We start from the raw sequence: 25,828 nt of genomic DNA, 5'->3' as shown, positions 1-25,828 counted from the left end.
ATGAGCACCACGACCCTCGAAAAGACACAGGCAGCGCCGACCCCCACCGTCCCGCCCCGGCGCCGGACCCGCCGGCGGGGTGAGCGCGGCCCACTCGGTGCCGCCCTCCTGCACGGCGGCCTCATCGTGGCGAGCCTGATCGCTCTGGCCCCGGTGGCCTGGCTGTTCTTCCTGTCCCTCGGCCCGGACAAGGACGACTACCTGCACCCGGGCAAGATCCTGGGCAAGCTCACCTTCTCCAACTACAGCTTCGTGCTCCAGCACACCGCCTTCTTCGACTGGTTCAAGTCGACGATGATCGTGGCCCTGGGCACCACCCTGATCGGTGTCTTCGTCGCGGCCACCACCGGCTACGCCGTCTCGCGCATGCGCTTCCCCGGCTACAAGCCGCTGATGTGGGTGCTGCTGCTCACCCAGGCCTTCCCGATCGCCATCCTGATCGTGCCGATGTACGAGATCTTCAGCGAAATCGGTCTCATCGACACCTACTGGTCCCTGATCGTCATCAACTGCACCACGGCCGTCCCGTACAGCGCCTGGCTGCTCAAGGGATACTTCGACACCATCCCCTTCGAGATCGACGAAGCGGGACGCGTGGACGGACTCACCCCCTTCGGCACCTTCTTCCGGCTGATCCTGCCGCTGGCCCGCCCGGGTCTGGCCGTCGCGGCCTTCTACAACTTCATCACGGCCGTCGGCGAGGTCGCGTTCGCGACCACCTTCATGCTGGACGACTCGAAGTACACCTTCGCCGTCGGTCTGCAGAGTTTCGTCAGCGAGCACGACGCCCAGTGGAACTACATGGCCGCCACCGCGGTGCTGATCGCGATACCCGTGTCCGTGTTCTTCTACCTTGTCCAGAAGAACCTGGTGACCGGCCTCACCGCCGGCGGCACGAAGGGCTGACCGCTCTTCGTCAGCAGGGCTCCCGCGCGGCTGACCGCGCGGGTGGCGGCCGCGGTGTCCCATCCGACCCCGCTGTCACCGCGGCCGCCTCGTCATCGCACCCCAAGAACCTATGACCCCTCCCCACTCTCGACTTCGATCGAGCGGGGGGACCCCCACCGCATCAAGGACGCCATGAGCCAGCACTCCGCCGACCCGGCACCGAATTCCGCCGTCGCCACCGTCGCCAAGCGCCGCGACTGGTGGCGGGACGCGGTCATCTACCAGGTCTACCCGCGCAGCTTCGCCGACAGCAACGGCGACGGGATGGGCGATCTGGAGGGCGTGCGCTCCAGACTCCCGTACCTGCGCGACCTGGGCGTGGACGCCGTGTGGCTCAGCCCCTTTTACGCCTCGCCGCAGGCCGACGCCGGCTACGACGTCGCCGACTACCGCGCCGTCGACCCCATGTTCGGCAACCTCCTGGACGCCGACGCGCTCATCCGCGACGCCCACGAGCTGGGCCTGCGTGTCATCGTGGACCTGGTCCCGAACCACTCCTCCGACCAGCACGAGTGGTTCAAGCGCGCACTCGCCGAGGGACCCGGATCGCCGCTGCGGGAGCGCTACCACTTCCGCCCCGGCAAGGGTGCGAACGGCGAACTCCCGCCCAACGACTGGGAGTCCATCTTCGGCGGCCCGGCGTGGACGAGGGTCACCGAGCCGGACGGTACCGCCGGCGAGTGGTACCTCCACCTCTTCGCTCCCGAGCAGCCCGACTTCAACTGGGACCACCCGGCCGTCGGCGACGAGTTCCGCTCCATCCTGCGCTTCTGGCTGGACATGGGCGTGGACGGCTTCCGTATCGACGTGGCGCATGGCCTGGTGAAGGCCGAGGGCCTCCCGGACCTCGGCTCCCACGACCAGCTCAAGCTGCTGGGCAACGATGTCATGCCGTTCTTCGACCAGGACGGCGTGCACGAGATCTACCGCCAGTGGCGCCACGTCCTCGACGAGTATGCGGGCGAACGCATTTTCGTCGCCGAGGCCTGGACCCCGACCGTCGAGCGGACGGCGAACTACGTCCGCCCGGACGAGCTGCACCAGGCCTTCAACTTCCAGTACCTGAGCACGGAGTGGGACGCGGAGGAACTCCGCAAGGTCATCGACCGCACCCTGGAGGCCATGCGCCCGGTCGGCGCCCCCGCCACCTGGGTCCTGTCCAACCACGACGTCACCCGCCACGCCACCCGCTTCGCCAACCCGCCCGGCCTCGGCACCCAGATCCGCACGGCCGGCGACCGCGAACTCGGCCTGCGCCGCGCCCGTGCCGCCACGCTGCTGATGCTGGCGCTGCCCGGATCGGCGTACATCTACCAGGGCGAGGAGCTCGGGCTCCCCGACGTCGTCGACCTGCCCGACGAGGTGCGCCAGGACCCCGCCTACTTCCGCGGCGCCGGCCAGGACGGCTTCCGCGACGGCTGCCGGGTGCCCATCCCATGGACGCGCACCGGGTCGTCGTACGGCTTCGGCAGCGGCGGCAGCTGGCTGCCCCAGCCGCAGACCTGGGGCGAACTGAGCGTCGAGGCCCAGCAGGGCGTGCCCGGCTCCACCCTGGAGCTGTACCGCACCGCGCTCGCCGTCCGCCGCGCCCAGTCCGACCTGGGCGCGGGTGAATCGGTCGAGTGGCTGAAGGCACCCGAGGGCGTCCTCGCCTTCCGCCGGGGGGACTTCGTGTGCGTGGCGAACACCTCGGGGGAGTCGGTGACGACTCCGGCGTACGGCCGCGTGCTGCTCGCGAGCGGTGAGGTGGCCGAAACGGACGGCGAGGCGAAGGTGCCCGCGGACACGACGGTGTGGTGGACCAGGGCCTGACGGCCCATCACCGCGTAACTTCTTGCAGCAACTTCCCGCGGCCCGCTCCCTTTTTGGGGAGCGGGCCTTTAACATCTGGCCACCGCAAGGTTTCAGCAATATTTCAGCAAGTGCCTTCAATGAAGAAGGAATCCCCACATGGCCAGCAGCAGAACCGTTCTCTCGGGCGTCGTCGCCCTCGCCGCCGCCGCGGCTGTCATGACCCCGGCAACCGCCGCCCACGCCTCCCCGCCGGGCACCAAGGACGTCACCGCGGTCCTCTTCGAGTGGAACTTCGCCTCGGTCGCCAAGGAGTGCACCAACACCCTCGGCCCGGCCGGCTACGGATACGTCCAGGTCTCCCCGCCCGCCGAACACATACAGGGCTCACAATGGTGGACGTCGTACCAGCCGGTCAGCTACAAGATCGCCGGGCGCCTGGGCGACCGTACGGCCTTCCAGAACATGGTGAACACCTGCCACGCGGCGGGCGTGAAGGTCGTCGCCGACACGGTGATCAACCACATGGCGGCGGGTTCGGGCACGGGCACGGGCGGCTCGTCGTACACGAAGTACGACTACCCCGGCCTGTACTCCTCGTACGACTTCGACGACTGCACGTCCCAGGTCTCCAACTACGCCGACCGCTGGAACGTCCAGCACTGCGAACTGGTGGGACTCGCCGACCTGGACACGGGCGAGGAGTACGTCCGCAAGACCATCGCCGGCTATATGAACGACCTGCTCACCCTGGGGGTCGACGGCTTCCGTATCGACGCGGCCAAGCACATCGACGCGGCCGACCTGGCCAACATCAAGACCCGCCTGACGAACCCGTCCGTCTACTGGAAGCAGGAGGTCATCTACGGAGCGGGCGAAGCGGTCCAGCCCACCGAGTACACGGGAAACGGCGACGTCCAGGAATTCCGCTACGCCTACGACCTCAAGCGGGTCTTCAACAACGAGAACCTCGCCTACCTGAAGAACTACGGCGAGGGCTGGGGCTACATGAGCAGCTCGGTCGCGGGTGTCTTCGTGGACAACCACGACACGGAGCGCAACGGCTCCACGCTCAACTACAAAGACGGCGCCAACTACACCCTGGCCAACGTCTTCATGCTGGCCTACCCCTACGGCGCCCCGGACATCAACTCCGGCTACGAGTGGTCCGACGTGGACGCGGGCCCGCCGAACGGTGGCTCCGTCACCGCCTGCTGGCAGAACGGCTGGAAGTGCCAGCACGCCTGGCCGGAGATCAAGTCGATGGTCGCCTTCCGCAACGCGACGAGGGGCCAGGCGGTGACGAACTGGTGGGACAACGGCTACCAGGCCATCGCCTTCGGCCGGGGGAGCAAGGGCTACGTGGCGATCAACCACGAGGCGAGCGCTCTGACCCGCACGTACCAGACGTCACTGCCCGCGGGCACGTACTGCAACGTCCAGAACAACACGACGGTGACGGTGAACTCCAGCGGACAGTTCACCGCCACCTTGGGCTCCAACACGGCCCTCGCGCTCTACGCGGGCAAGTCGAGCTGCTGAGCCGGCCTACTTCCGGGTGTCGCTCGTCGTGTGGCCGGACGAACCGCCCGTCGTGTACGAGCGGTTCGTCCCGGACTTCAGCACATCAAGGCTGTCGGTGAAAGTCCTTGCTGTGAGTTTCAAGCCTCTTGCTGCAACCCTTGCGTTGGCGATACGGTCGCGCGGGCGCCCGGCATCGGAGCCGTGCCGCGGCGTTGGGGTCGGACCCAAGAGAGCCGTAATCGCAAGGAGTTTCCGCCTGTGATACCGAGATGGTCGGCGCCCAGGACGCGCCGTACCCCGTACCGCGGAAGGGTCGCGGCCGTCACCGTCGCCGCCCTCGCCGCCGCCCTCGTGCAGCCTTCCGCCGCCCTCCCCCAAGCTCTCGGCTACGCTCGAGCAGGGGGGACCCCCATGGCCGCCCCGCCCGCACCGCCCTCGGACGCGAGGCTCGCCGCCGAGCCCGCCCGGCACGACGACACCCGCGAGCAGTTCTACTTCGTCATGCCGGACCGTTTCGCCAACGGGGACACCTCCAACGACAAGGGCGGGCTGACCGGCTCACGCCTCAGCACCGGCTACGACCCCACCGACAAGGGCTTCTACCAGGGCGGCGACCTCAAGGGCCTGACCGGGAAGCTCGACTACATCAAGGGCCTCGGCACCACCGCCATCTGGATGGCCCCGATCTTCAAGAACCGGCCCGTGCAGGGGACGGGCGTCAACGCCTCCGCCGGGTATCACGGTTACTGGATCACCGACTTCACCCAGGTCGACCCGCACTTCGGCACCAACAAGGACCTCCAGACCCTCATCACCAAGGCCCACGCCAAGGGCATGAAGGTCTTCTTCGACGTCATCACCAACCACACCGCCGACGTCGTCGACTATGAGGAGAAGTCGTACGACTACCTCTCGAAGGGGGCCTTCCCCTACCTGACCAAGGACGGGCAGCCCTTCGACGACGCCGACTACGCGGACGGCGGCACGGGCTTCCCGGCCGTGGACGCCGATTCCTTCCCGCGCACCCCGGTCGTCTCTCCGGGAAACAGGAACGCCAAGGTCCCGTCCTGGCTCAACGACCCGACGATGTACCACAACCGCGGTGACTCCACCTTCGCGGGCGAGAGCTCCACGTACGGCGACTTCTCCGGCCTCGACGACCTGTGGACCGAGCGTCCCGAGGTCGTCAGCGGCATGGAGAAGATCTACGAGCGCTGGGTGCGGGACTTCGGCGTCGACGGCTTCCGGATCGACACCGTGAAGCACGTGAACATGGAGTTCTGGACGCGGTGGGCGACCGCGCTCGACAAGTACGCCGCCGCGCACGGCCGCAAGAACTTCTTCATGTTCGGCGAGGTCTACTCCGCCGACACCTCGATCACGTCCCCGTACGTCACCCAGGGCCGCCTCGACGCGACTCTCGACTTCCCCTTCCAGGAGGCGGCCCGCCAGTACGCATCCCAGGGCGGCAGCGCGCGGAAGCTGGCGAGCGTCTTCGGCGACGACTACAAGTACACGACCGACAAGGCCAACGCCTATGAGCAGGTCACCTTCCTCGGCAACCACGACATGGGGCGGATCGGGTACTTCCTCGACCAGGACAACCCGAAGGCCACCGACGCCCAGTTGCTCGCGAAGGACAAGCTCGCCAACGAGCTGATGTTCCTCAGCCGTGGCAACCCGGTCGTCTACTACGGCGACGAGCAGGGCTTCACCGGCTCCGGCGGCGACAAGGACGCCCGCCAGACGATGTTCGCCTCCAAGGTCGCCGACTACCTCGACGACGACGAGATCGGCACCGACCGTACGCACGCGAGCGACGCGTACGAGACGAGTGCACCGCTCTACAAGGAGATCGCCGCTCTCTCCAAGCTCCGGAAGGCCAACCCGGCGCTGACGGACGGAGTGCAGACCGAGCGGTACGCGGCCGACGGCTCGGGCATCTACGCCTTCTCCCGGACGGACGCCAAGACGGGCGCCGAATACGTCGTCGCCTTCAACAACGCCGACGAGGCGAAGACGGCCACCTTCGCGACCGGCTCGGCGGACATGGCGTTCCGCGGCATCCACGGGACGGACGCCTCCGTCACGAGCGACGCCGACAAGAAGATCACCGTCACCGTCCCGGCCGGATCGGCCATCGTCCTCAAGGCCGCAGGCAAGCTCGGCGCGCCCGCCACCAAGCCGGCCATCACCCTCAAGGCCCCGGAGGCCGGCGCCACCGGGACCGTCGAGGTGACCGCCGACGTCGAGGGCGGGCAGCTCAACCGTGTCGTCTTCGCCGCCCAGGTCGGCAACGGCAGGTGGCAGACCCTCGGCTCCGCCGACCACGCCCCCTACAAGGTCACACAGACCATCGCCAAGGACGTACCGGCCGGCACCGCCCTGCGCTACAAGGCGGTCGTCATCGACTCGGCCGGACACACCGCGAGCGCCACCGCCGACAGCACCACCGGCACCCCGCCCGCCGCCGAGGTCCCCACCGCCTCCTCCCGTGACTACGTGATCGTCCACTACAAGCGCACCGACGGCGACTACGCCGACTGGGGCCTGTACGCCTGGGGCGACATCGCCGACGGCGAGGCCACGAACTGGCCGAACAGCCACCCGTTCGCCGGCCGGGACGCCTACGGCGCCTTCGCCTACGTCAAGCTCAAGTCCGGCGCCTCGAACGTCGGCTTCCTGGTCATCGACAAGGACGGCAACAAGGACGTCTCCGCCGACCGCACCATCGACGTCACCAAGACGGGTGAGGTCTGGGTCGAGCAGGGCAAGGCCGACGTCCTGACCCAGAAGCCGGACTACCCCGCCCAGGACAGGGCCAAGGCCGTCATCCACTACCACCGCGCCGACGGCGACTACGACGGCTGGGGCCTGCACGTCTGGACGGGCGCCGCGAACCCCACCGACTGGTCGAACCCCCTGAAGCCGGTGAAGACCGACGCCTACGGCGCGGTCTTCGAGGTACCGCTCACCGACGGGGCCACCAGCCTCAGCTACATCATCCACAAGGGCGACGACAAGGACCTCCCCGCCGACCAGTCCCTGGACCTCAAGACCAACGGCTACGAGGTGTGGCTGTTGAACGGACAGGAGAAGTACCTGCTGCCGCAGCCCGCGGGCAGCGCGGCCGCCCTCGACCTGACCACCTCCAAGGCGATCTGGATCGACCGGAACACCGTCGCCTGGAACGGCGTCGACGGCGCCGCCTCCACCCAGCTGCTCTCCTCCCGCGACGGCTCGATCGCCGTCAAGGACGGCGCGCTGACCAGCGATGACGAGCGCTGGATCCGCCTGACCAGGACCACCCTGACCGACACCCAGAAGGCCGGGTTCCCGCACCTCAAGGACTACGCCGCCTGGTCCGTCGACCCGCGCGACCGGGACCGGGTGCGCACGGCGCTGAGCGGCCAGATCGTGGCCTCCCAGCGCGCGGCGAACGGCGCGGTGCTGGCCGCGACCGGCGTCCAGATCGCCGGCGTACTGGACGACGTGTACGACGCGACGAAGGCCGCCCTCGGGCCGGTCTTCCACGACGGAAGGCCGACCCTCTCCGTCTGGGCGCCGACGGCACAGTCGGTGAGCCTCGACCTCGATGGCACCGCCGTCAGGATGCACCGCGACGCCACCACCGGTGTCTGGTCCGTCACTGGCCCGAAGTCCTGGAAGAACAAGCCCTACCGGTACGTCGTGAAGGTGTGGGCGCCCTCCGTCCGGAAGGTCGTCACCAACAAGGTCACCGACCCCTACTCGGTCGCCCTCACCGCTAACTCCGAGCGCAGCCTCGTCGTCGACCTGAACGACAGGTCCCTGGCCCCGGGCGGCTGGTCCTCGTACAAGAAGCCCAAGGCCGTGCCGCTGAAGGACGCCCAGATCCAGGAGCTGCACATCCGGGACTTCTCCGTCGCGGACAGGACCGTCCCGGCCGAGGACCGGGGCACCTACCTCGCCTTCACCGACAAGGACGGCGACGGTTCCCGGCACCTGCGGGAGCTGGCCGAGGCCGGGACCTCCTACGTGCACCTGCTGCCCGCGTTCGACATCGCGACCATTCCCGAGAAGAAGGCGGACCAGGCGACCCCCGACTGCGACCTCGCCTCCTACGCCGCCGACTCCGACAAGCAGCAGGAGTGCGTCGCCGCGGCCGCGGCGAAGGACGCCTACAACTGGGGCTACGACCCGTACCACTACACGGTCCCGGAGGGCTCCTACGCCACCGACCCGGACGGGACCGCCCGCACGGTCCAGTTCCGCAAGATGGTCAAGGCGCTGAACGAGGACGGCCTCAGGGTCGTCATGGACGTCGTCTACAACCACACCGCGGCGAGCGGCGAGGCGGACACGAGCGTCCTCGACAAGATCGTGCCGGGCTACTACCAGCGGCTCCTCGCGGACGGCAGCGTGGCCAACAGCACCTGCTGTGCGGGCACGGCGCCCGAGAACGCCATGATGGGCAAGCTGGTGGTCGACTCGATCGTCACCTGGGCCAAGGAGTACAAGGTCGACGGCTTCCGCTTCGACCTCATGGGCCACCACCCGAAGGCCAACATCCTCGCCGTGCGGGGGGCCCTCGACGCGCTCACCCTCGCGAAGGACGGCGTCGACGGCAAGAAGATCATCCTCTACGGCGAGGGCTGGAACTTCGGCGAGGTCGCCAACGACGCCCGTTTCGTGCAGGCCACCCAGCAGAACATGGCCGGCACCGGTGTCGCGACCTTCTCCGACCGGGCCCGCGACGCGGTGCGCGGCGGCGGCCCCTTCGACTCCGACCCCGGCATCCAGGGCTTCGCGTCCGGGCTGTACACCGACCCCAACTCCTCGGCGGGCAACGGCACCGCACAGGAGCAGAAGGCCCGCCTCCTGCACTACCAGGACCTCATCAAGGTCGGCCTGACCGGCAACCTCGCGAAGTACCGCTTCACCGACACCGACGGCAAGGAGGTCACCGGCGCCGAGGTCGACTACAACGGCGCGCCCGCCGGTTACGCGGACGCGCCCGGCGACGCCCTCGCGTACACCGACGCGCACGACAACGAGTCGCTGTTCGACGCCCTCGCCTACAAGCTGCCCAAGGACACGTCGGCGGGCGACCGGGCCCGTATGCAGGTCCTCGCCATGGCCACGGCCACCCTGTCGCAGGGCCCGTCCCTCTCCCAGGCCGGCTCCGACCTGCTGCGCTCCAAGTCCCTGGACCGCAACTCGTACGACAGCGGCGACTGGTTCAATGCCATCCACTGGGACTGCCGGGACGGCAACGGCTTCGGGCGCGGGCTGCCGATGGCGGCCGACAATGGGTCCAAGTGGTCCTACGCCAAACCCCTGTTGACGTCCGTAAGGGTGGGGTGCGACCAGATCGACGGTGCCTCGGCCGCGTACCGGGATCTGCTGAGGATCCGCACGAGCGAGCCCGCCTTCTCGCTCGGCACGGCCGACCAGGTGCAGTCGAAGCTCTCGTTCCCGCTCTCCGGGAAGGACGAGACGCCCGGCGTGATCACCATGGAGCTGGGTGACCTGGTCGTCGTCCTCAACGCGACACCGAAGCAGCAGGAGCAGACGGTCGCCGCCCTCGCCGGGAAGGGCTACGCGCTGCACCCGGTGCAGGCGGCGGGCGCGGACCCTATCGTCAAGACGGCGTCGTACGCGGCGGAATCCGGCACGTTCGCCGTTCCGGGTCGCACCGTGGCGGTCTTCTCACGGGTCACGCGGTAGGGCACTAGCGTGGTGGGGCGGGCCCGGAGATCCGGGTCCGCCCCACCCTTTTCCGTGCGCCGAGGGGCGGCTCACATGGACGGCAACGGCAAGCAGACGGGGTCCACCGTGCTGGTGGTCGACGACGCGCCGGCGAGCCGCCACGCGCTGGGTGCGGTGCTCCGCCGGGCCGGGCACAGAGTGGTCCCGGTCGCCAGCGGCGGTGAGGCGCTGGACGAACTCGGCGTACGGCTGCGCAAGGGCAACCTGCCCGATGTCGCCCTCGTCGACGTGGGCCTGCCGGACATGAGCGGCTTCGAACTGTGCCGCAGGCTCAAGTCCTCACCGACCACCGCCGGGCTGCCGGTCGTGCACTTCTCCGCCGTCTCGGGCGGGTCAGGATTCCGCTGCCGGGGGCTGGACTCCGGCGGCGAGGCCTATCTGTCGGTGCCGGCCGAACCCGAGGAGATCCAGGCCGTCGTACGGGCCGCCGTGCGCGGTGCCCGGATGCGCAACGGGGCGGAGGCGCTGGCGCGGCGGCTGACGCTGCTGTCCGAGACGATCGTCTCCGTGCAGGCGGCGCGGTGCATGACGGAACTGGTCCGCGCGGCGGCCGAGGGCACCGCCCGGCTCACCGGCTCACCCGCGGTCGTCTTCGTACTGGGCGAGGACGGCGAGCTGTACCGCGGTCTGTCCCGCTCCCGGGCGCGCGCCGCGCTGCCGGACGCCGGGGCCCACGAGACCGTGGCCCGGCTGATCCGCGGCCTGGTCGCCGGGCACACCGGGACGCGCGGCACGGTGGTGCCGTTCCCGCTGTGGCCCGCCGGATTCCTGCGGCCCGGCCGGCCCGACGACGCGCGCGTGGTGGTGGGGCGCACCCAGGAGGGCAAACCGGCCGTGTGTCTCGCCGTCCCCACGAGCGGCCCGGCCGCCGAGGGGGACGCGCTGGTCACCCGGCTGGCCCAGGCCACCGCGCTGGCCGCGGAGGCCCTGTTGATGTACCAGGTGGAACGCCATGTCGCGCGCACCCTGCAGCACAGCTTCCTGCCCCAGGAGGCGCCCTCGATGCCGGGCGTCGAGATGGTCGTCCGCTATGTGCCCGCCTCCCGGCAGACCGAGATCGGCGGTGACTTCTACGCGGCGCTGACCACGTCGGGCGGGGTGCTCACGGCGGTGGGCGACGTCGCCGGGCACTCGCTGGACGCGGCCACCGTCATGGTGGAGATCCGGCACGCGCTGCGCGCCTACTGTGTGGAGAACCCGGACCCCGAGAGCCTGGCCCGGCGGCTGGACCGGCTGCTCCAGCACCTCCACCCGGACGCCACCGCCACCGTCTGCCTGGTGCTGGTCGAGCCGGACAGCGGGCGCATCCGCATCGCCAACGCCGGCCATATCCCGCCGCTGATCATGCACGGCGACGGCAGCGCCGAGTACGCCGTCGCCGCCGGCCCGCTGCTCGGCCTGGGCCTGGACCGGCCGCCGCCCACCGAGGCGGTGCTGCGGCCCGCGGACCGGCTGCTCATGGTCACCGACGGGCTCATCGAGAGTCGGGGCACCGACCTCGCCGTGTCCATGGAGCAGCTGCGTACGGCCGCCGCCAACGCCCCGTCCGGTCTCGCCGCCCTGTGCGATACGCTGCTCGGCTGCTTCGGCCGGGACCGGCAGGACGACATCGCGCTGTTGGCGCTGCGGTTAGGGTGAGAGCGTCCGCCGTAGAACAGGAGTGCCCATGCCGAACATCACCGTCGACTACTCCGCACAGCTGGAGGACGCCTTCGACCGGCGGGGGTTCGCGCTGGCGCTGCACACCGAGGTGGTCGAGATCGCGGCCGCGCGGATCGAGGCGTGCAAGACGCGGTTCCGCCGCACCGAGGACACCACGGTCGGCGCCGAGGCCGACGGTCACGCGATCGTGCACGTCGGCGTGGGGCTGCTGGCCGGACGTACCGAGGAGACGAAGGCGCGGCTCACCGAGAGGACGCTGGAACTGCTGCGGCAGCATGTGAAGCCCGTCGACGGGCTCGCGCTGCACGCGTCCGCCGAGGTGCGCGACCTCGACCCGTCCTACCGCAAGTTCGAGAGCTGACGTCCGCCAGGACGAATGGCGTCCCGCCGGATGGCGCGGCCGATCGCGACCGTGCCGCTCCGGGTTGCCCCAGGGGCGGATGGCGTGATCGAGCGTCGTGTGCCGCAGGGGTGCGAGCCGGTCGGGTCGTCATGCGGGGCTCGGTATCGGGGTACCGGGCCGAGGGTGCGGTGGCCTGCGAAGCCTTGACGGTTGCCCGGGTGCGCCACTCGCGGGACGTGGCCTCAGGACGCCAGGGCGATCAGCCGGGCGACCAGGTCACTGAAGGGGCCGTCGCCCGGTTCGTCCTTCAGTACGCGGTGCAGCAGTGCCCGCATCTCGTCGTCGTGCGTGGCGCTCACCGCCGCCAGCGCCGCGAAGTCGTGCACGAGTTGCACCTCCAGCTCGCGGCGCGGGATGCGCCGCCCGTCCAGCCAGATCAGCGCCGTCGACTCGACGAGCGAGATCCACGAGCGGATCACCAACTCCAGCCGCGCGGGCGGGTCCTCGATCTCCAGGTGGGCGAGGATCTGGACGTACGCGGCCTGGCGCACCGAGTCGACGAGCGCGTTCGTCCGTGACGAGCCAACGGCCGGGCCGCCGCGCATCAACGCCGAGAAACCGGGCCCGTGGTCGTCGACGAAGTCGAAGAACCGGCCCATCGCACGCAGCAGCCGGGCGCCCAGCGGGCCCGTGCGCGGCTCCACGAACCGTGCCGCCAGATCCTCCGACGCTCGCTTCAACGCGGCTTCGTAGAGGCTGAGTTTGCCGGGGAAGTAGTGGTAGACCAGCGGCCGGGAGATCCCCGCGGCCGACGCTATCTCGTCGATGGAGACCTCATCGGGAGAGCGCCGGCTGAACAGTTCGAGAGCGACACCGATCAGCTGCCGGCGCCGCTCCTCGACTCCCATTCTGCGGCGCACCCCGGTTGTCATGCGAACACCTTACCGATCGAATCCGGTCCGGAACGGGCCGGACCAGCCACGGTTGTTCACATATCCAGCACAATTCCCTCACCGGGTGCTCGCGACGCACCACGGACGACAACCACGGGGAGGTCAACCGTACTTCGCGGGGCCGCACTCACCGAAGTCCGCTGATCGCCCTTCCGTCGGCCAGGGTGCCCCGCAGCCCGGCCTGAGCCCCACGCTTCGTCCGCACCGCCAGCAGATGTCCCCGCACCGATCCGTTCACCCCACCGGTCGCCCCGATCGAGGCAGTGTCGCCGCTCCCGGCGGCGAGCAGGTACCAGGCCCCCCGCGCCGACTTCCACAGCACGCCCGCCAGCACAGGGGGATCCTTCGCACCGCACGCGGCGACGTTCTCCGCCTTCGCCGCCACCGCCCCGTACGCCCCGCCCGGCGTGTGGAACTGCGCCAGCACCCGCGTCCCGCCGCCCCGCCAGGTCTCCGCCCGCGTGCACACCCAGGCAGCGGCCCCCGACCCGTCCGGCAGCGGCTGCCGCGCGTACTCCCACGCGTTCACCGACCGCACGCCCTGCGACCGCACCGCCGCGAGCGAGCACGCGAACGGCGACCAGGTGCGCTGCGCCGCCGCCCCCGACGCCTCCCTCGGCGCGCCCGGCCGCCCCACCGTGAGGTGCGCCGGCACCAGCTCCCCGAGGTCGGTCAGCAGCCGTGTGCCGGAACCGTCGGTCAGTTGCAGCACGTTCCAGGACGCGCACGAGCCGGAATGCTGCGCGGGACTCGCCAGGGGAGCGGTCGTCCCGTCGGTGGGGTCCAGGTCCATCGCCCCGGCGGACGGCTTCAACAGGTCCCGCTCGGCCGCCTTGGTCACCCAAGGGGCCGTGAGGTAACGGACGTTGCCGTCGGCGCGGTCCAGCACCACCGCCTCCGCCTCGGCGCCGGACGCCGCGTCGACCCGGGCGAAGTCGAGCGCGGCCCTGTTGGTGTCGGTCTTCGGCTCGGCGTAGCGCGCGACGCGCAGACCGTCGTAGAAGATCACCACGCGCGCGGAGTCGACCTGGCCCGCGTACAGCAGTTGGGGCGGTCCGGCCGGGGCGCCCGACGGGGTGCCGGGGGTCGCCGATACCTGGACGGACTCGCCGGGCCGCGCCCAGACGGCGAGCGCGCGCCGCAGCAGCGCCTTGTCGCCGGTGAGGTCGCCGCGTGCGGGCCACACGGAGAAGTCGGTGCGCGCCGACGTCTGCCACGCGCCGGCCGGCACCTTCGTCACCTTGGCCGGATCCAGGGCGGCCAGGGCGGCCGGGTTCCGCGCCCACGAGGGGGCCGCCGCGCCGTCCGGGCCCCAGCCGCCGCTGGGCAGCGCGAGCAGGGCGCCGCACACCGCGACGGCCGCCGCGGCGACGAGCGCGGCCTTGGTGTGCTGCCTGCGCCGCATCAGATCGGTGGGCCGCACCTGCAGCGCACACGGGTCGAACACGGGGGAGTCGAGCAGCGCGTGCTGCGCCGGCACACGCGCGGCCTCGCGGACGGCCGCCGCCGGGTCCGCCACGCCCGCCGCGCCGAGCACCTTGCGCACGCCGTCCTCGGAGAGCTTCTCCAGGCCGCGCAGCACATAGGCGGCGCGGGCCGGGCCGGAGAGCGTCGAAAGACGCTGGTCCAGGGCGAGGTCGTCGGCGCCGCCCGAGCGCGGGAACAGCCTGAGGCCCCACACCTGGGGCAGCAGCGGCGGCAGTTGCGACCGCTTCGGCCAGGCCAGGCGCTTCAGCGGCAGGCCCGCCTCCAGCGCCGCGCGCAGCACCCGGAGGCGGACGAACGAGTAGCCCGGGTCGCCGTCACGGCCGGTCGCCTGGGCCGGGATCATGGATGCGGAGGCACGACCGCGGGGCAGTGCCCGCTGGGTGAGCGCGTGCGCGGTCAGCACGCGCCGGTTGCGGCCGAGGCCCGGCGGCAGCACCAGATAGGCGAGCCGGACGAGCCGGGGGTAGTGCTCGACGAGTGCGGCCTCGGCCTGCTCCACGTCGACGACCGTTCCGGAGGCCCGAGCCGGGCGCGGGGCGACATCCTGTGACTGCACGTCCGGCAAAACGAGTGAGACGGTGGTAGGTCACCTGGGCCGCCGCCGTGCCCGAGGGGGAGATCAGTCCTCGGGCTCGACCAGCAGACGGGCGTAGTTCGCCATCGAACGCTGGTAGCGCGGCAGATGGGGCGCGAGCGCGCCCAGGACCAGGGAGAGGCCCTCGCGGTCGCGGCCCAGGCTGGACAGGCACAGGGCCAGGCAGGCGCGTACGGCGCCGTCCAGCTCGTCGGACGGGGCGTCGAGCTCGGGGGTGAGCAGCTTGACGCCTTCCTCCGCCTGCCCGGTGTTCCGCAGCGAGCTGGACAGCTGGATCTTGGCCCGGCGGCCGCGGTAGCCGTCGAGGCCGCGCGCCAGCGCCTCCCGGTACAGGGGCACCGCCTTGTCCGAGTGACCCGTCGAGTCCCAGGCACAGGCCTGCTCGAAGGGTCCGAGCGGGCTGTCGTCGGGCAGTTCGGCGACGAGAGCGTCGATCATCGCCCGGAAGTCCGAGCCGCCCGCGGCGGAGCTGCTGTTGGACGCTGCTTCGGCGTAGTCGTCGAAGGTCGCCCAGGCGGCGGCGATGCGCTTGTCCCAGTCCTGTGTGCTCATGGGTCCCCCTCGGTCCGAGTGCTCGGGCCGCCCACCCTCGCACACATGTGCCGGTCGGGGCAGCCGATTTGCGTGATCTTGGAGGCCGCCGTGGCGCACATTGAGCGCGGGGCGCATGAGAGCCGTACGGAAAGGCAGGGCTCCCGCGGGGGCTCCCAGCGGCATGGCCCCGAACGACCGGAGGAACACATGAGGTGGACGCGCGAGAAGCTGGCGGCAGGTGCGGCCGTCGCCCTGCTGGTGCTGACCGGCTGCGGCGGGTCGGGCGGCTCGAGCGGCTCGAGCGACGCCCAGGACAAGGTCCCGGCGACCGCGACCGGCAGCCTGGAGGATCTTGCGGCGGACGTGAAGTGCAAGCCGAGCATCCAGACCGACGCCGACGAGATCCGCCAGGGCGTCTGCAAGAACACCGACGGCCAGTTCATCCTCGCGACCTTCGCCACCGACCGTGGCCAGCGCGAGTGGCTCAACGGCGCCAAGGACTACGGCGGTTTCTACCTCGTCGGCGCCAAGTGGGTCGCCGTGGGCGAGCAGAAGACGGTTACGGCGCTGCGCGGCCGGCTCGGTGGGACCATCGAGGAGGGGGCCTCGCACCACTCGGGCGGAAGTGGTGAGGGGGGTCACGAGGCCACACACTCCGGTCACACGGGCTGACCGCGCAGGTTCCTGGGTGTGCCGAAGGCCGGCGGTGGGAGTTCCACCGCCGGCCTTCTCATGGGGTCACTGGCACTGACGGCCGGTGTTGATGCAGTTGGCGACCGTGTTGTTCAGGTTCGCGTTCATGACGTTGATGAAGTCGTCGTGGTCGGTGGCCGCCTTGTGGAGCTGCTCCGGGAAGCCGTCCACCGCGTAGGCGTTCTTGACCTGGCCGTTCTGGATGGTAGGCCGCGGAACGCTGTACACCAGGCGCATCGTCAGCTGCGGGATCGCCTTGAAGCCGTTCTGGCAGTTGCCGTTGGCGTCGGCGAAGGCCACGTGCGTCCGGTGGTTGGCGCTGTCGATGTTCTGGCCGTCCCAGCAGCTCTGGAAGGCGAACGTGCGGACCACGTTGCTGCCCTGCGGGCAGATCGGGTACTGCGTCGTCAGCTGGACCTTGTTCTCGAAACCGGTGCAGCTCCAGTGCGCGTTGGCGTTCGCCAGACCGTTGGTGGTGGTCTTGGCGTCACCGGTGATGATGCGCAGGAACTGCGGCATCGCCACGACCTTGCTCGTCGGGCTGCCGACGAACTTGATCTGGGCCTTCTTGGCCTTCAGGATCGTGCCGACGTTTCCTTCCTTGCCACCGCCGTCGTTGTTCTGGTCGAAGGCCTGCGAGCCGTCCTGGACGCGCAGCACCGGCCAGTAGTACGACGACTTGTCCTGCTGGTTCTGGCAGCTCGTCTGGGCCGCCGCGAACGTGTTGTTGTTGGCGAAGGCGTCGTTCGACTGGTTGCCGACGTAGTCGTGCAGGTGGTGCGCGCCGTTCTTCACGCCGGGCGCCACGATCACGTTGTCGGTGTTGAACTTGTTGTTCGCGTTCACACCGCACCTGGTGATGAACACACCGGTCGAGGCGTTGCGGCCGTTGCGCGGCTTGGCCTTGACGTTCGGCTGGACCTTGGTGATGTCCACGAAGTCGGCCGCGTTCGGGCCGTTGCCGGCCTGACCGCCGTTGCCCTGCTGCTGGCCGCCGTTCTGCTGACCGCCGTTGTTCTGGCCGCCGTTCTGCTGCTGGCCACCGTTGTTCTGCTGGCCGCCGTTCTGCTGCTGGCCGCCGTTGTTGTTCGTGCCGCCGGCGGTGGTGTTGTTGGCGGTGGCTCCGGTGCAGGCGGCGAGACCGTCGAGCGAGGCCGGGGCGGTGGCGCCCACGCGCTTGAAGTCGATCTTGATCCGGTCGATGACCGCGGTCCGCTTGTCCTTGAGCGGGCCGAGGATCGCGTTCTGGACGAAGCCCGGGTCGTTCGCCTGCGCCTGGCGTGAGGAGGCCAGTCGGGCGTACGCCTCGGTGATCTGCTTGTCGAGGGTCGCCAGCTCCGTATCGACCTGCGACTTCGCCCCGCCCGGCACGTTGGTCAGCTGCTGGCCGATGTCCGGGCAGCTGATGGTGGCCACCTGGGCGGCGGCGGCCTTGGTGCTGTTCTGCGCCGAGTTCGTCTCGTGCGCCGACGCGTAGTAGTTCGCCCAGATCAGCCCGCCCCCACCGAGCGCTAGGGCAGCCGAGGCGGCTATGGCCTTGGTGGCCAGCGGCGTACGGCGTTTGCGTGTGTTGCGTCCCATGGAACTCCTCTGACTTCCTTTCGGGGCGGAGGCGCCCGACAGGGGTGAAGCGGTGCCATCCCATACGCAGGAGGTTCCTGGGGTGTTCAGAAGCCCCGGAAAAACTTGGAAGTTCCTGAGGCCATTTCGGGCGCAAGAGGTGCAGAAGCCCCTGTTTCAACGGGAGTTGAGCGGGTAGAGACGCACTTTTTTGAATCAGATTCAGCGCACGACGCCGGTGCCGTCTTCACCGGCCGTGGTCCAAATAGGCGAGTACGGCCAGAACCCGCCGGTTGTCGTCATCGGACACCTCAAGGCCCAGTTTGGCGAAGATGTTGGAGGTATGTTTTGCGATCGCACGTTCCGTGACGACGAGTTGGGTGGCGATCGCCGCGTTGGAGCGGCCCTGCGCCATCAGCTCCAGCACCTCCAGCTCGCGGGCCGTCAGCCGGGCGAGCGGCCGGTCGTCCGCCGCGCGCCGCGACAGCAGCTGCTGGATCACCTGCGGGTCCATGGCGGTGCCGCCCGCCGCGACCCGCCGTACGGCGTCGACGAACTGCTCCGCGTCGAACACCCGGTCCTTGAGCAGATAGCCCACCCCGCCCATCCCGTCGGCGAGCAGTTCCCGCGCGTACAACTGCTCCACGTGCTGCGACAGCACGAGCACCGGCAGTCCGGGCCGGTCCTCGCGGGCCCGGAGCGCGCACTGCAGCCCCTCGTCCGTGTGCGTCGGCGGCAGGCGTACGTCCACCACGGCGACGTCCGGCGCCGACTCGGCCAGCGCCCGGTCCAGTTGGGGTCCGCTCTCGACGGCCGCGGCGATCTCGAAACCGTACGCCTCCAGGAGCCGGACCAGCCCGTCACGCAGCAGGAACAGGTCCTCGGCTAGGACAACGCGCACGGAATCTCCATCGTCACCAGGGTGGGACCGCCCGCGGGGCTGCTGACGGCCAGGACGCCGTCGAATGTACCCAGCCGGCGCTCGACCCCGGCGAGACCCGAACCGGCCGCGATCACCGCGCCGCCCCGGCCGTCGTCGGTGACCGCGATCCGCAGCATGCCGTCCGTGTGGTGGAGGTCCACCCATACGCGGTCGGCGCCGGAGTGCTTGGCGGCGTTGGTGAGGATCTCGCTGACGGCGAAGTAGGCCGCCGACTCGACGGGCGCGTCCGCGCGGCCGCCATTGAGGTCCACGGTCACCTCCGTGGCGATCGGCAGCCGCAGCGCCAACGCCCGTACGGCATCGCCCAGTCCGCGTTCGGCGAGTACCGGCGGATGGATGCCGCGGACCAGGTCGCGCAGTTCGGCGAGCGCGTCCACGGAGGACTGGCGGGTGTGCGCGAGGAGCTGTCTGGCCTTCGCCGGGTCCTTGTCGAGGAGCATCTCGATGGCGCCCAGATCCATGCCCATCGCGACCAGCCGGGCCTGCGCCCCGTCGTGCAGGTCCCGCTCGATGCGCCGCAGTTCGGCGGCGGAGGCGTCCGCCGCGTTCCGCCGGGTCTCGGTCAACTTTTCGACTCTGCGGGCGAGTTCGGCTGCTGTCGGGGCGAGCTGCGCCTCGGTGATCCTGAAGTTCGTGCGGATCAGCACGGGGTTCCACCGCAGGGCGACGGCGGTCCAGACGCAGCCGACCGCCCCCGCGGCGAAGGCACTGGCCCAGCCGGTGACCGGGACGAACTCGTACCAGAAGTCGCCGTTGGCGGCCACGATCGGCTGCCACAGTCCCGCCGCCAGCAGGATGCCGAAGACTCCCTCCAGCAGCAGGTACGGCGCCAGTGAGGCGACGGCTGCGCTCGCAATCGTGTCCACGGACAGCCAGCGCAGGTCCCGCCAGGTCGCCGGGTCCTTGAGCAACTGGTTGGTGAGCTCCACCCGTCCCATGAGCCCGCCGCTCGCAGGCGACGGAAGCGGCTCGTACGGGGCGGGGATCCGGATCCCCGCCCACCGCGCGGCCAGCAGCCGCCTGCGGTTCGCGTATGCGCGCACCATACGCAGGACGGACGGTGTGGTGAGGGCGCCTATACCCAGCGGGTACAAGCTGATCGACACGACGGCCAGAACGGAGAGCGCGACCGACGGGACCCAACCCATCAGCGACAGCGTCAGCCCCCGGGCACCCGCCACCAGCGCGTCCCGTACCCGTGCCCGTAACCCGTTCATGGACCCCCACCTCTCTCGTCGGGGTCCAGTCTGCCTGCCGCCCTCGCGCAGGTCAGGGGGGATGCCCACCCGGTCTGTAGGTGTACCTGACACCACCCTCCGGTCCGGCGGTCAGAACCCCAGCACCTTGGCCTCCACTTCGGGGTCGAGGCCCACCGCCGGCCGGTCCGGCCGCTGCGGCGCACTCCCGCCCAGGCTCCGCAGCCACGCCCAGGTGTCGCGCACGGTCTCCTCGACCGGACGGCACCGCAGCCCGTCCCGTACCGCCCGTGACACGTTCGCGCTGTACAGGGCGTCCTCGTACTCGCTTCCGGGCGGCACCCACACCGGCAGCTGCGTCCACGGCTGGATCCCGGCGCCCAGGATCACCTCGGGCGCGGTCCAGCGCAGGTCCGCGCCGCTTCCGGTGACCCGTACGCACTCGTCGAGAAGCGCGCCCATCGTGGTGTGCCCGCGCGGGGAGACAAGGTTGTAGGGCCCGCTCAGCCCGCGCTCCGCCGCCCCGAGGACCCACTCCGCCAGGTCGCGCACGTCGACGTACTGGAGCGGCAGTTCACGCGGTCCGGGCGCCGGCACGGGCCCGCCGCGGGCGATCCGGGTGAGCCACCAGGGCAGCCGCCCGACATTCTCGTACGGCCCCAGGATCAGCCCCGCCCGCACCAGCAGCGATCCCTCCGCACCGAACGCCTCGACCGCGGCCAGCTCACCGCCCCGCTTGTCCTGCGGATACCCGGTGCTCTCGGCGTCCGCCGCTGCCCCCTCCACGAGGGGCGCGCCCTCGTCGCTCCCGGGGGCCGGAGGCCATGCGTACACCGAGCGACTCGACACGTACACGTACCGCGCGACGCGCCCGGCCAGCAGGCGCGCGGTGTCCCGGACGGCCCGCGGCGCTCCCGACCAGGTGTCGACGACGACGTCCCACCCGCCTTCGGCCGACTCCCCCGTGAGCGCCGCGAGACCGTCCGGCGCGGTGCGGTCCCCCAGCAGCGACCGCACCCCGGGCGGTGCTTCGTGTTGACCGCGGTGGAAGACGGTCACCTCCCAGCCCCGTGCGAGCGCCGCCTCCACGACGGCCCGCCCCGCGAATTCCGTACCGCCCAGCGTCAGAAGCCTCATGCCGACGACTGTGCCCGCACGGCTTGCGGGACGGAACCCGGATCTGCCGACAGGAAAACCGGGTTCGCTGCCGCCGGGGTCAGCGGCCGGTCGGCGGCGCGTACTTGTAGCCCACGCGCCGCACCGTCTGGATCGCCGTGCGGTGCCGGGCGCCGAGCTTGCGCCGCAGCCGGGCGATATGGACGTCGACGGTGCGCCCGTCGCCCACGTGTCCGTAGCCCCATACCGTGGTCACCAACTGGTCCCGGGTGTGCACCCGGTGCGGGTGCGCGACCAGGTGGGCGAGCAGTTCGAACTCCAGGTAGGTGAGGTCGAGCGGCTGCCCGTTCACCTCGGCGGTGCGCTGCGCGGTGTCGACGCGGACGAGCGGGTCGCCGTCGGAGTTGTCGGCCCCCGGGGCCCCCGGGGCCGCCGGCTCGTCCGGCACCGCGACCGGCAGGAACGGCGGCTGCTGGTCGGCCGGGACGAGCACCAGGTAGCCGATCATCGGCGGCCGGCCCGGCAGGCTGGGCAAGGAGTGCTGGGGCGCCGGCAGCCAAGTGGCGCCCGGCGGCAGGAAGTCCGCCACGTCGACGACCTCGTCCCGGTCGACGGCACGCAGCCGGTGGCGCCCGGAGCCGTTGGAGGAGGCGGTCGGGGCGTTGAGGGGGGCGGTCGGGGTGTTGAGAGTGGCGGTCGAGAAAGAACGAGTGGTCGCCATGAGAGGTCAGCTCTTTCGCGCGAGAAGTTCGTCGGGGAGGACGACGACCGCGAGTTCGTGGTCGGGGTCGTCGGGGACGTACGTCGTGCGCGCTGGCCGAAGGCCGGGGTGTACGGCTTTAGAGGGCCCGCGCGTTCCGCGCGCGACAACACACCCGGTCGAAGTCGTGGTGCTGACGGGAAGGCCAGAACGGCTCGAGGTCATGGCGACCCGTCGCGCTGTGGTTCTGGAAGCCGGCCATGGCTCCATTGAAGCAGACACCCGCGCTCCGCAGGAGACTTCTCTCACGGGTCGGACGCTTCCTTGGCGGGAACTTGACGCCACACACCCTCGCCGACCAGGCGTTTTCAATGGGCCGGCGGTGACAGTGTGATCGCCGTGCCCGGGGGTCCGTCCCAATCCGTGGACAGTCCGGCGGTGTTGCGGCGGCAAAGGCGAGGGGGCGTCCACCGGATGGTGGACGCCCCCTCGGGGAGCCGAAGCGTGGATCAGACCTGGCCGGCCTTCTCCAGCGCCGAGCAGCAGGTGTCGACGAGCAGACGGGTCACCACGTACGGGTCGACGTTGGCGTTCGGACGGCGGTCCTCGATGTAGCCCTTGCCGTCCTTCTCGACCTGCCACGGGATGCGGACCGAGGCACCACGGTTGGAGACGCCGTAGGAGTACTCGTTCCACGGGGCGGTCTCGTGCAGACCCGTGAGGCGGTCGTCGATGCCGGCGCCGTAGTTCTTGACGTGGTCGAGCGGCTTGGAGCCCTCACCGAGCGACTCGCACGCGGTGATGATCGCGTCGTAGCCCTCGCGCATCGCCTTGGTGGAGAAGTTGGTGTGCGCGCCCGCGCCGTTCCAGTCGCCCTTGACCGGCTTGGGGTCGAGGGTGGCGGAGATGCCGAAGTCCTCGGCGGTGCGGTACAGCAGCCAGCGGGCGACCCACAGCTGGTCGGAGACCTCCAGCGGGGACAGCGGGCCGACCTGGAACTCCCACTGGCCGGGCATGACCTCGGCGTTGATGCCGGAGAGGCCGAGGCCCGCCTTCAGGCAGTTCTCCAGGTGCGCCTCGACGACGTCACGGCCGAAGATCTCGTCGGCGCCGACACCGCAGTAGTAGCCGCCCTGCGGGGCCGGGAAGCCGCCCTCGGGGAAGCCGAGCGGACGCGAGCCGTCGAAGAAGGTGTACTCCTGCTCGATGCCGAAGATCGGCTCCTGGGCGGCGAACTTCTCGGCGACCTCGACCAGCGCGGCACGGGTGTTGGAGGAGTGCGGGGTCATGTCGATGTCCAGGACCTCGCACAGCACCAGGACGTCGTCGCCGCCGCGGATCGGGTCCGGACAGGTGAACACCGGCTTGAGCACGCGGTCCGAGGAGTGACCCTCGGCCTGGTTGGTGGACGACCCGTCGAAGCCCCAGATCGGCAGTGCGTCGAGACCGGCGGGGGAGCCCGCGATGATCTTGGTCTTGGAGCGCAGCTTGGCCGTCGGCTCGGTGCCGTCGATCCAGATGTACTCAGCCTTGAAGGTCACGGGCCACATCCTTCGGGGGTGGGTCTAGGCGCACTTGCGGGTGCTGCGGCGCTGCGGCACTGGGGCGCCGCGGTTGTCGACCGGCAGCCTGTCAACAGGCGATTTCCCGATCATTGCCCGAATGTGAACCGCGTGTTACCTGGTCATGCTGTGTCGTGATTCACGCTGTGAGGGTGCGCACGGCACGGGAAGACCTCGGGAGCGGCCGTTCGCAGTCGCAGACGGCGGCCGGGGGGCGGCTCGTATGCGATGGGGTTGAGAAGGCGTATAGGGGGTCAGGGCGTACGAGGGGCCGGGGCGTACGAGGGGCCGGGGCCTACGAGGGGGCCGGGGCGTACGAGGGGGTCGGGGCGCACAAGGGGGTACGAGGTGGTCAGGCGTCCCCGGCCGCGGCGTCCCGCACTCCGCCCAGGAACCCCCGGATCGCGGCGAGCTCCCGCTCGTCGTACCCGTTCAGCAGCTCCACCGCCCGCCCGATCAGCGGTCCGAAGGACTCCCACCCGAGCTCCACCGCCCGCTCGTCGACCTCGATGAGCACCCGCCGCCGGTCGCGCCCGTCCCGTACGCGCCGCACGTGCCCGAGCCGTTCGAGCCGGTCGACCAGGGCGGTGGTGCCGGCGGAGTTGAGGCCGAGGAGCGCGCCCAGGCGGCCCGCCGTCATCTCCTCCCCGGCGCGGGAGGCGTCCATGAGGGCGATCAGGGCGCGTACGTCCGTCGGGTGCATGCCGTTCCGGTTCGCGAACCGCGCGCTGTGCAGGCTCAGTTCGACGGTCGCCGCGCGCAGCAGGTGCACGATCTCCATCTCGCGCTCAGGGTCCGGCATGCCTGTCCTCCTACTATCATCTCGCTGACCGAGTATCTCGTCGAACGAGATAATAAGGGAGGGTGCATGACCGGCCGCACGTTCGACAGCCAGGGCTTCCGGACGGCTTACGACCAGGTGATGGCGAAGTGGCCCGCGGACCGGGAGGAGCTCGTCGTCACCACCCGGTTCGGCGCGACCCATGTGAACGCGTGCGGCTCCCGCGACGCGCCCCCGATCGTCCTCCTTCCGGGCGGCGGCGGTGCGACCTCGGCCTCCTGGTTCGGATGCGCCGAGGCGCTCTCCCGTACGCACCGCGTGTACGCCGTCGACCTCATCGGTCAGCCGGGGCGCAGCACACGTGAGGCCGGCCACCCCCTCCGTACGGTGGCCGACCTCACTGCCTGGCTCGACGCGGTTCTCGACGGGCTGGGGATCGACCGGACAGCTCTCGCAGGGCATTCGTACGGCGGCTGGATCGCCCTCCACTACGCCCTGCACGCGCCCGGCCGCGTCACCCGCCTCGCCCTGCTCGACCCCACCCAGTGCTTCGCCGGATACCGGGCCGCGTACCTCCTGCACGCACTCCCCATGCTGCTGCGGCCCTCGGCGCGCCGGATCCGCGCCTTCCTGGAGTGGGAGACGGGTGGGGCGGCACTTGACGCCGAGTGGCTGCGGCTCCAGGAGGCGACGGCCGGCTTCCCGATGGCGAGGCCGGTCACGGCGCCGCGCCCGAGCGCCGCCGCGCTGCGCTCGCTGCACATGCCGGTCCTGCTGCTCGTGGCCGCGGACAGCAGGACCCATGACCCGCTCGAAGTCGCCGCTCGTGCCGCCAAGTCGCTGCCGCGGGTGGAGACCGCCGTCCTGCCGGACGTCTCCCACCACGCGTTGCCGCAGACCGACCCGGCGGCCACGACCCGCCGCCTCCTGGAGTTCCTAAGCCGCTGACCTCACCCCACCTTCTCGATCACGGCCCGGCGGATCAGGAACTTGCCGGGCTCGCGGACCTGTTCGAAGGCCGCGTTGTTGAGCAGTACGCAGCTGCCCGAGACCGATGTGACGGTGACCGTCGTGGACTTGTTGTTGTCCAGGTTGGTGACCTTCAGCTTCGTACCCGACGGGAACTGGTTGCTGGACGCGGCCGGGGCGCCGCCCTCGCCGGAGAGCGTCACCGTCGAGCCCTTGCAGACCTGCTGGCCCGAGGCGTTCCCGGCGTTCCCGGCGTTTCCGTTGTTGCCCGCGTTGTTCGCGGGTGCCGTCGTCGCGGGCGCGGTGGTGGCGGCCTGCGAGGCCTGGGGGTCCTGAGCCGACCCCCCGGCCTGCGCGCCGCCGCCGGACTGCGCCGCTCCGCCCGCCTGTACGGACTCCCCGACCTGGCAGCCGGACGCCTCCTGCTGGACCTTGATCTGGGCGACGACCGCCTCACGGTTGGCGATCCGCGCCGCCGACTGGGCGTCCGGGTTGGCCTTCTGTGCGGCGATGAACGACTCGTTGTTGCCGAGTGCGGTGGCCAGCCCCTTGCAGACCGTCGAGTTGGACGCGTTCTGCACGTTCGCCGCGTTCGAGGTGGCCGCGAGGGCGAAGGCCCCGCTGCCGGCCACCGCGACGGCGCTGACCGCCAGCGCGATCTTCTTCTTGGGACTGAGGGTTCTCCTACGCGACATGCGCGCCTCCTGTCCCCGGCCGCC

The 25,828-nt window shown here is 70.5% G+C and carries 19 protein-coding genes; 8 read left to right on the top strand and 11 right to left on the bottom strand.

Annotation, left to right across the window (positions count from 1 at the left end; genetic code table 11):
* The 6 genes from Q2K21_RS27325 (at nt 1) to Q2K21_RS27300 (ending at nt 12,037) form a co-directional block, all read left to right on the top strand.
* Nucleotides 1–906 carry a sugar ABC transporter permease gene (locus Q2K21_RS27325; protein ID WP_310776055.1) on the top strand — a complete coding sequence of 302 codons (906 nt, stop codon included), beginning with the start codon at nt 1–3 and terminating at the stop codon, nt 904–906.
* 174 nt (nt 907–1,080) lie between these two features.
* Entirely contained in the window at nt 1,081–2,760 is a 1,680-nt protein-coding gene (locus tag Q2K21_RS27320) for a glycoside hydrolase family 13 protein (protein WP_310776053.1), read from the top strand.
* 138 nt (nt 2,761–2,898) lie between these two features.
* Nucleotides 2,899–4,281: an alpha-amylase gene (locus tag Q2K21_RS27315; RefSeq protein WP_310776051.1), complete on the top strand. Its 1,383-nt coding sequence runs from the start codon at nt 2,899–2,901 to the stop codon at nt 4,279–4,281.
* 240 nt (nt 4,282–4,521) lie between these two features.
* Nucleotides 4,522–9,972: a pullulanase-type alpha-1,6-glucosidase gene (gene pulA, locus Q2K21_RS27310; RefSeq protein ID WP_310776049.1), complete on the top strand. Its 5,451-nt coding sequence runs from the start codon at nt 4,522–4,524 to the stop codon at nt 9,970–9,972.
* 75 nt (nt 9,973–10,047) lie between these two features.
* Entirely contained in the window at nt 10,048–11,652 is a 1,605-nt protein-coding gene (locus Q2K21_RS27305) for a fused response regulator/phosphatase (RefSeq protein WP_310776047.1), read from the top strand.
* A gap of 28 nt (nt 11,653–11,680) precedes the next feature.
* The gene (locus Q2K21_RS27300) at nt 11,681–12,037 is read left to right on the top strand and encodes a 5-carboxymethyl-2-hydroxymuconate Delta-isomerase (RefSeq protein ID WP_310776045.1); all 357 of its coding nucleotides are present in this window, start codon (nt 11,681–11,683) and stop codon (nt 12,035–12,037) included.
* Between the two features lie 224 nt (nt 12,038–12,261).
* Here the strand turns inward: Q2K21_RS27300 and Q2K21_RS27295 are convergent, their stop codons facing one another.
* From Q2K21_RS27295 to Q2K21_RS27285, 3 genes are all read right to left on the bottom strand, one after another.
* Nucleotides 12,262–12,951 carry a TetR/AcrR family transcriptional regulator gene (locus tag Q2K21_RS27295; protein ID WP_310776043.1) on the bottom strand — a complete coding sequence of 230 codons (690 nt, stop codon included), beginning with the start codon at nt 12,949–12,951 and terminating at the stop codon, nt 12,262–12,264.
* 148 nt (nt 12,952–13,099) lie between these two features.
* Nucleotides 13,100–15,016: a hypothetical protein gene (locus tag Q2K21_RS27290; RefSeq protein ID WP_310776041.1), complete on the bottom strand. Its 1,917-nt coding sequence runs from the start codon at nt 15,014–15,016 to the stop codon at nt 13,100–13,102.
* Between the two features lie 63 nt (nt 15,017–15,079).
* Nucleotides 15,080–15,607 carry a tetratricopeptide repeat protein gene (locus Q2K21_RS27285; protein ID WP_310776039.1) on the bottom strand — a complete coding sequence of 176 codons (528 nt, stop codon included), beginning with the start codon at nt 15,605–15,607 and terminating at the stop codon, nt 15,080–15,082.
* A gap of 189 nt (nt 15,608–15,796) precedes the next feature.
* On the opposite strand from Q2K21_RS27285, the gene Q2K21_RS27280 reads away from it, so the two are divergent.
* Nucleotides 15,797–16,261, top strand: coding sequence for a hypothetical protein (locus Q2K21_RS27280; protein ID WP_310776037.1), 465 nt, complete (start codon nt 15,797–15,799; stop codon nt 16,259–16,261).
* 66 nt (nt 16,262–16,327) lie between these two features.
* Here the strand turns inward: Q2K21_RS27280 and Q2K21_RS27275 are convergent, their stop codons facing one another.
* The 7 genes from Q2K21_RS27275 to Q2K21_RS27245 form a co-directional block, all read right to left on the bottom strand.
* Nucleotides 16,328–17,863 carry a DUF1996 domain-containing protein gene (locus tag Q2K21_RS27275; RefSeq protein WP_310776035.1) on the bottom strand — a complete coding sequence of 512 codons (1,536 nt, stop codon included), beginning with the start codon at nt 17,861–17,863 and terminating at the stop codon, nt 16,328–16,330.
* A gap of 226 nt (nt 17,864–18,089) precedes the next feature.
* Nucleotides 18,090–18,743: a response regulator transcription factor gene (locus Q2K21_RS27270; protein ID WP_310776033.1), complete on the bottom strand. Its 654-nt coding sequence runs from the start codon at nt 18,741–18,743 to the stop codon at nt 18,090–18,092.
* The gene (locus Q2K21_RS27265; RefSeq protein ID WP_310776031.1) at nt 18,728–20,002 is read right to left on the bottom strand and encodes a sensor histidine kinase; all 1,275 of its coding nucleotides are present in this window, start codon (nt 20,000–20,002) and stop codon (nt 18,728–18,730) included. The genes Q2K21_RS27270 and Q2K21_RS27265 overlap by 16 nt, the downstream gene beginning before the upstream one ends.
* Before the next feature lie 111 nt (nt 20,003–20,113).
* Nucleotides 20,114–21,118 (bottom strand): NAD-dependent epimerase/dehydratase family protein, encoded by a 1,005-nt coding sequence (locus Q2K21_RS27260; RefSeq protein WP_310776029.1) that lies wholly within the window; start codon nt 21,116–21,118, stop codon nt 20,114–20,116.
* A 79-nt stretch (nt 21,119–21,197) separates the two neighbouring features.
* Nucleotides 21,198–21,818, bottom strand: a complete 621-nt coding sequence (locus Q2K21_RS27255; RefSeq protein WP_310776027.1) for a winged helix-turn-helix domain-containing protein — start codon at nt 21,816–21,818, stop codon at nt 21,198–21,200.
* A 488-nt stretch (nt 21,819–22,306) separates the two neighbouring features.
* A complete protein-coding gene (gene glnII / locus Q2K21_RS27250) occupies nt 22,307–23,338 on the bottom strand; it encodes a glutamine synthetase (protein WP_310776025.1) in 1,032 nt (343 codons plus the stop codon).
* Nucleotides 23,339–23,711: 373 nt separating this feature from the next.
* A complete protein-coding gene (locus Q2K21_RS27245) occupies nt 23,712–24,161 on the bottom strand; it encodes a MarR family transcriptional regulator (protein ID WP_310776023.1) in 450 nt (149 codons plus the stop codon).
* A gap of 66 nt (nt 24,162–24,227) precedes the next feature.
* Here Q2K21_RS27245 and Q2K21_RS27240 point away from each other — a divergent pair, with 66 nt between their 5' ends.
* On the top strand, nt 24,228–25,088 hold the full coding sequence (locus Q2K21_RS27240; RefSeq protein WP_310776022.1) for an alpha/beta fold hydrolase: 861 nt from the start codon (nt 24,228–24,230) through the stop codon (nt 25,086–25,088).
* A gap of 2 nt (nt 25,089–25,090) precedes the next feature.
* Here the strand turns inward: Q2K21_RS27240 and Q2K21_RS27235 are convergent, their stop codons facing one another.
* Nucleotides 25,091–25,804: a hypothetical protein gene (locus Q2K21_RS27235; protein WP_310776021.1), complete on the bottom strand. Its 714-nt coding sequence runs from the start codon at nt 25,802–25,804 to the stop codon at nt 25,091–25,093.
* Nucleotides 25,805–25,828: the final 24 nt, after the last annotated feature.

Origin of the sequence: Streptomyces sp. CGMCC 4.7035, assembly GCF_031583065.1 — a bacterium.
Classification (GTDB): domain Bacteria; phylum Actinomycetota; class Actinomycetes; order Streptomycetales; family Streptomycetaceae; genus Streptomyces; species Streptomyces yaanensis.
This window is presented reverse-complemented; position numbering and strand designations above follow the sequence as displayed.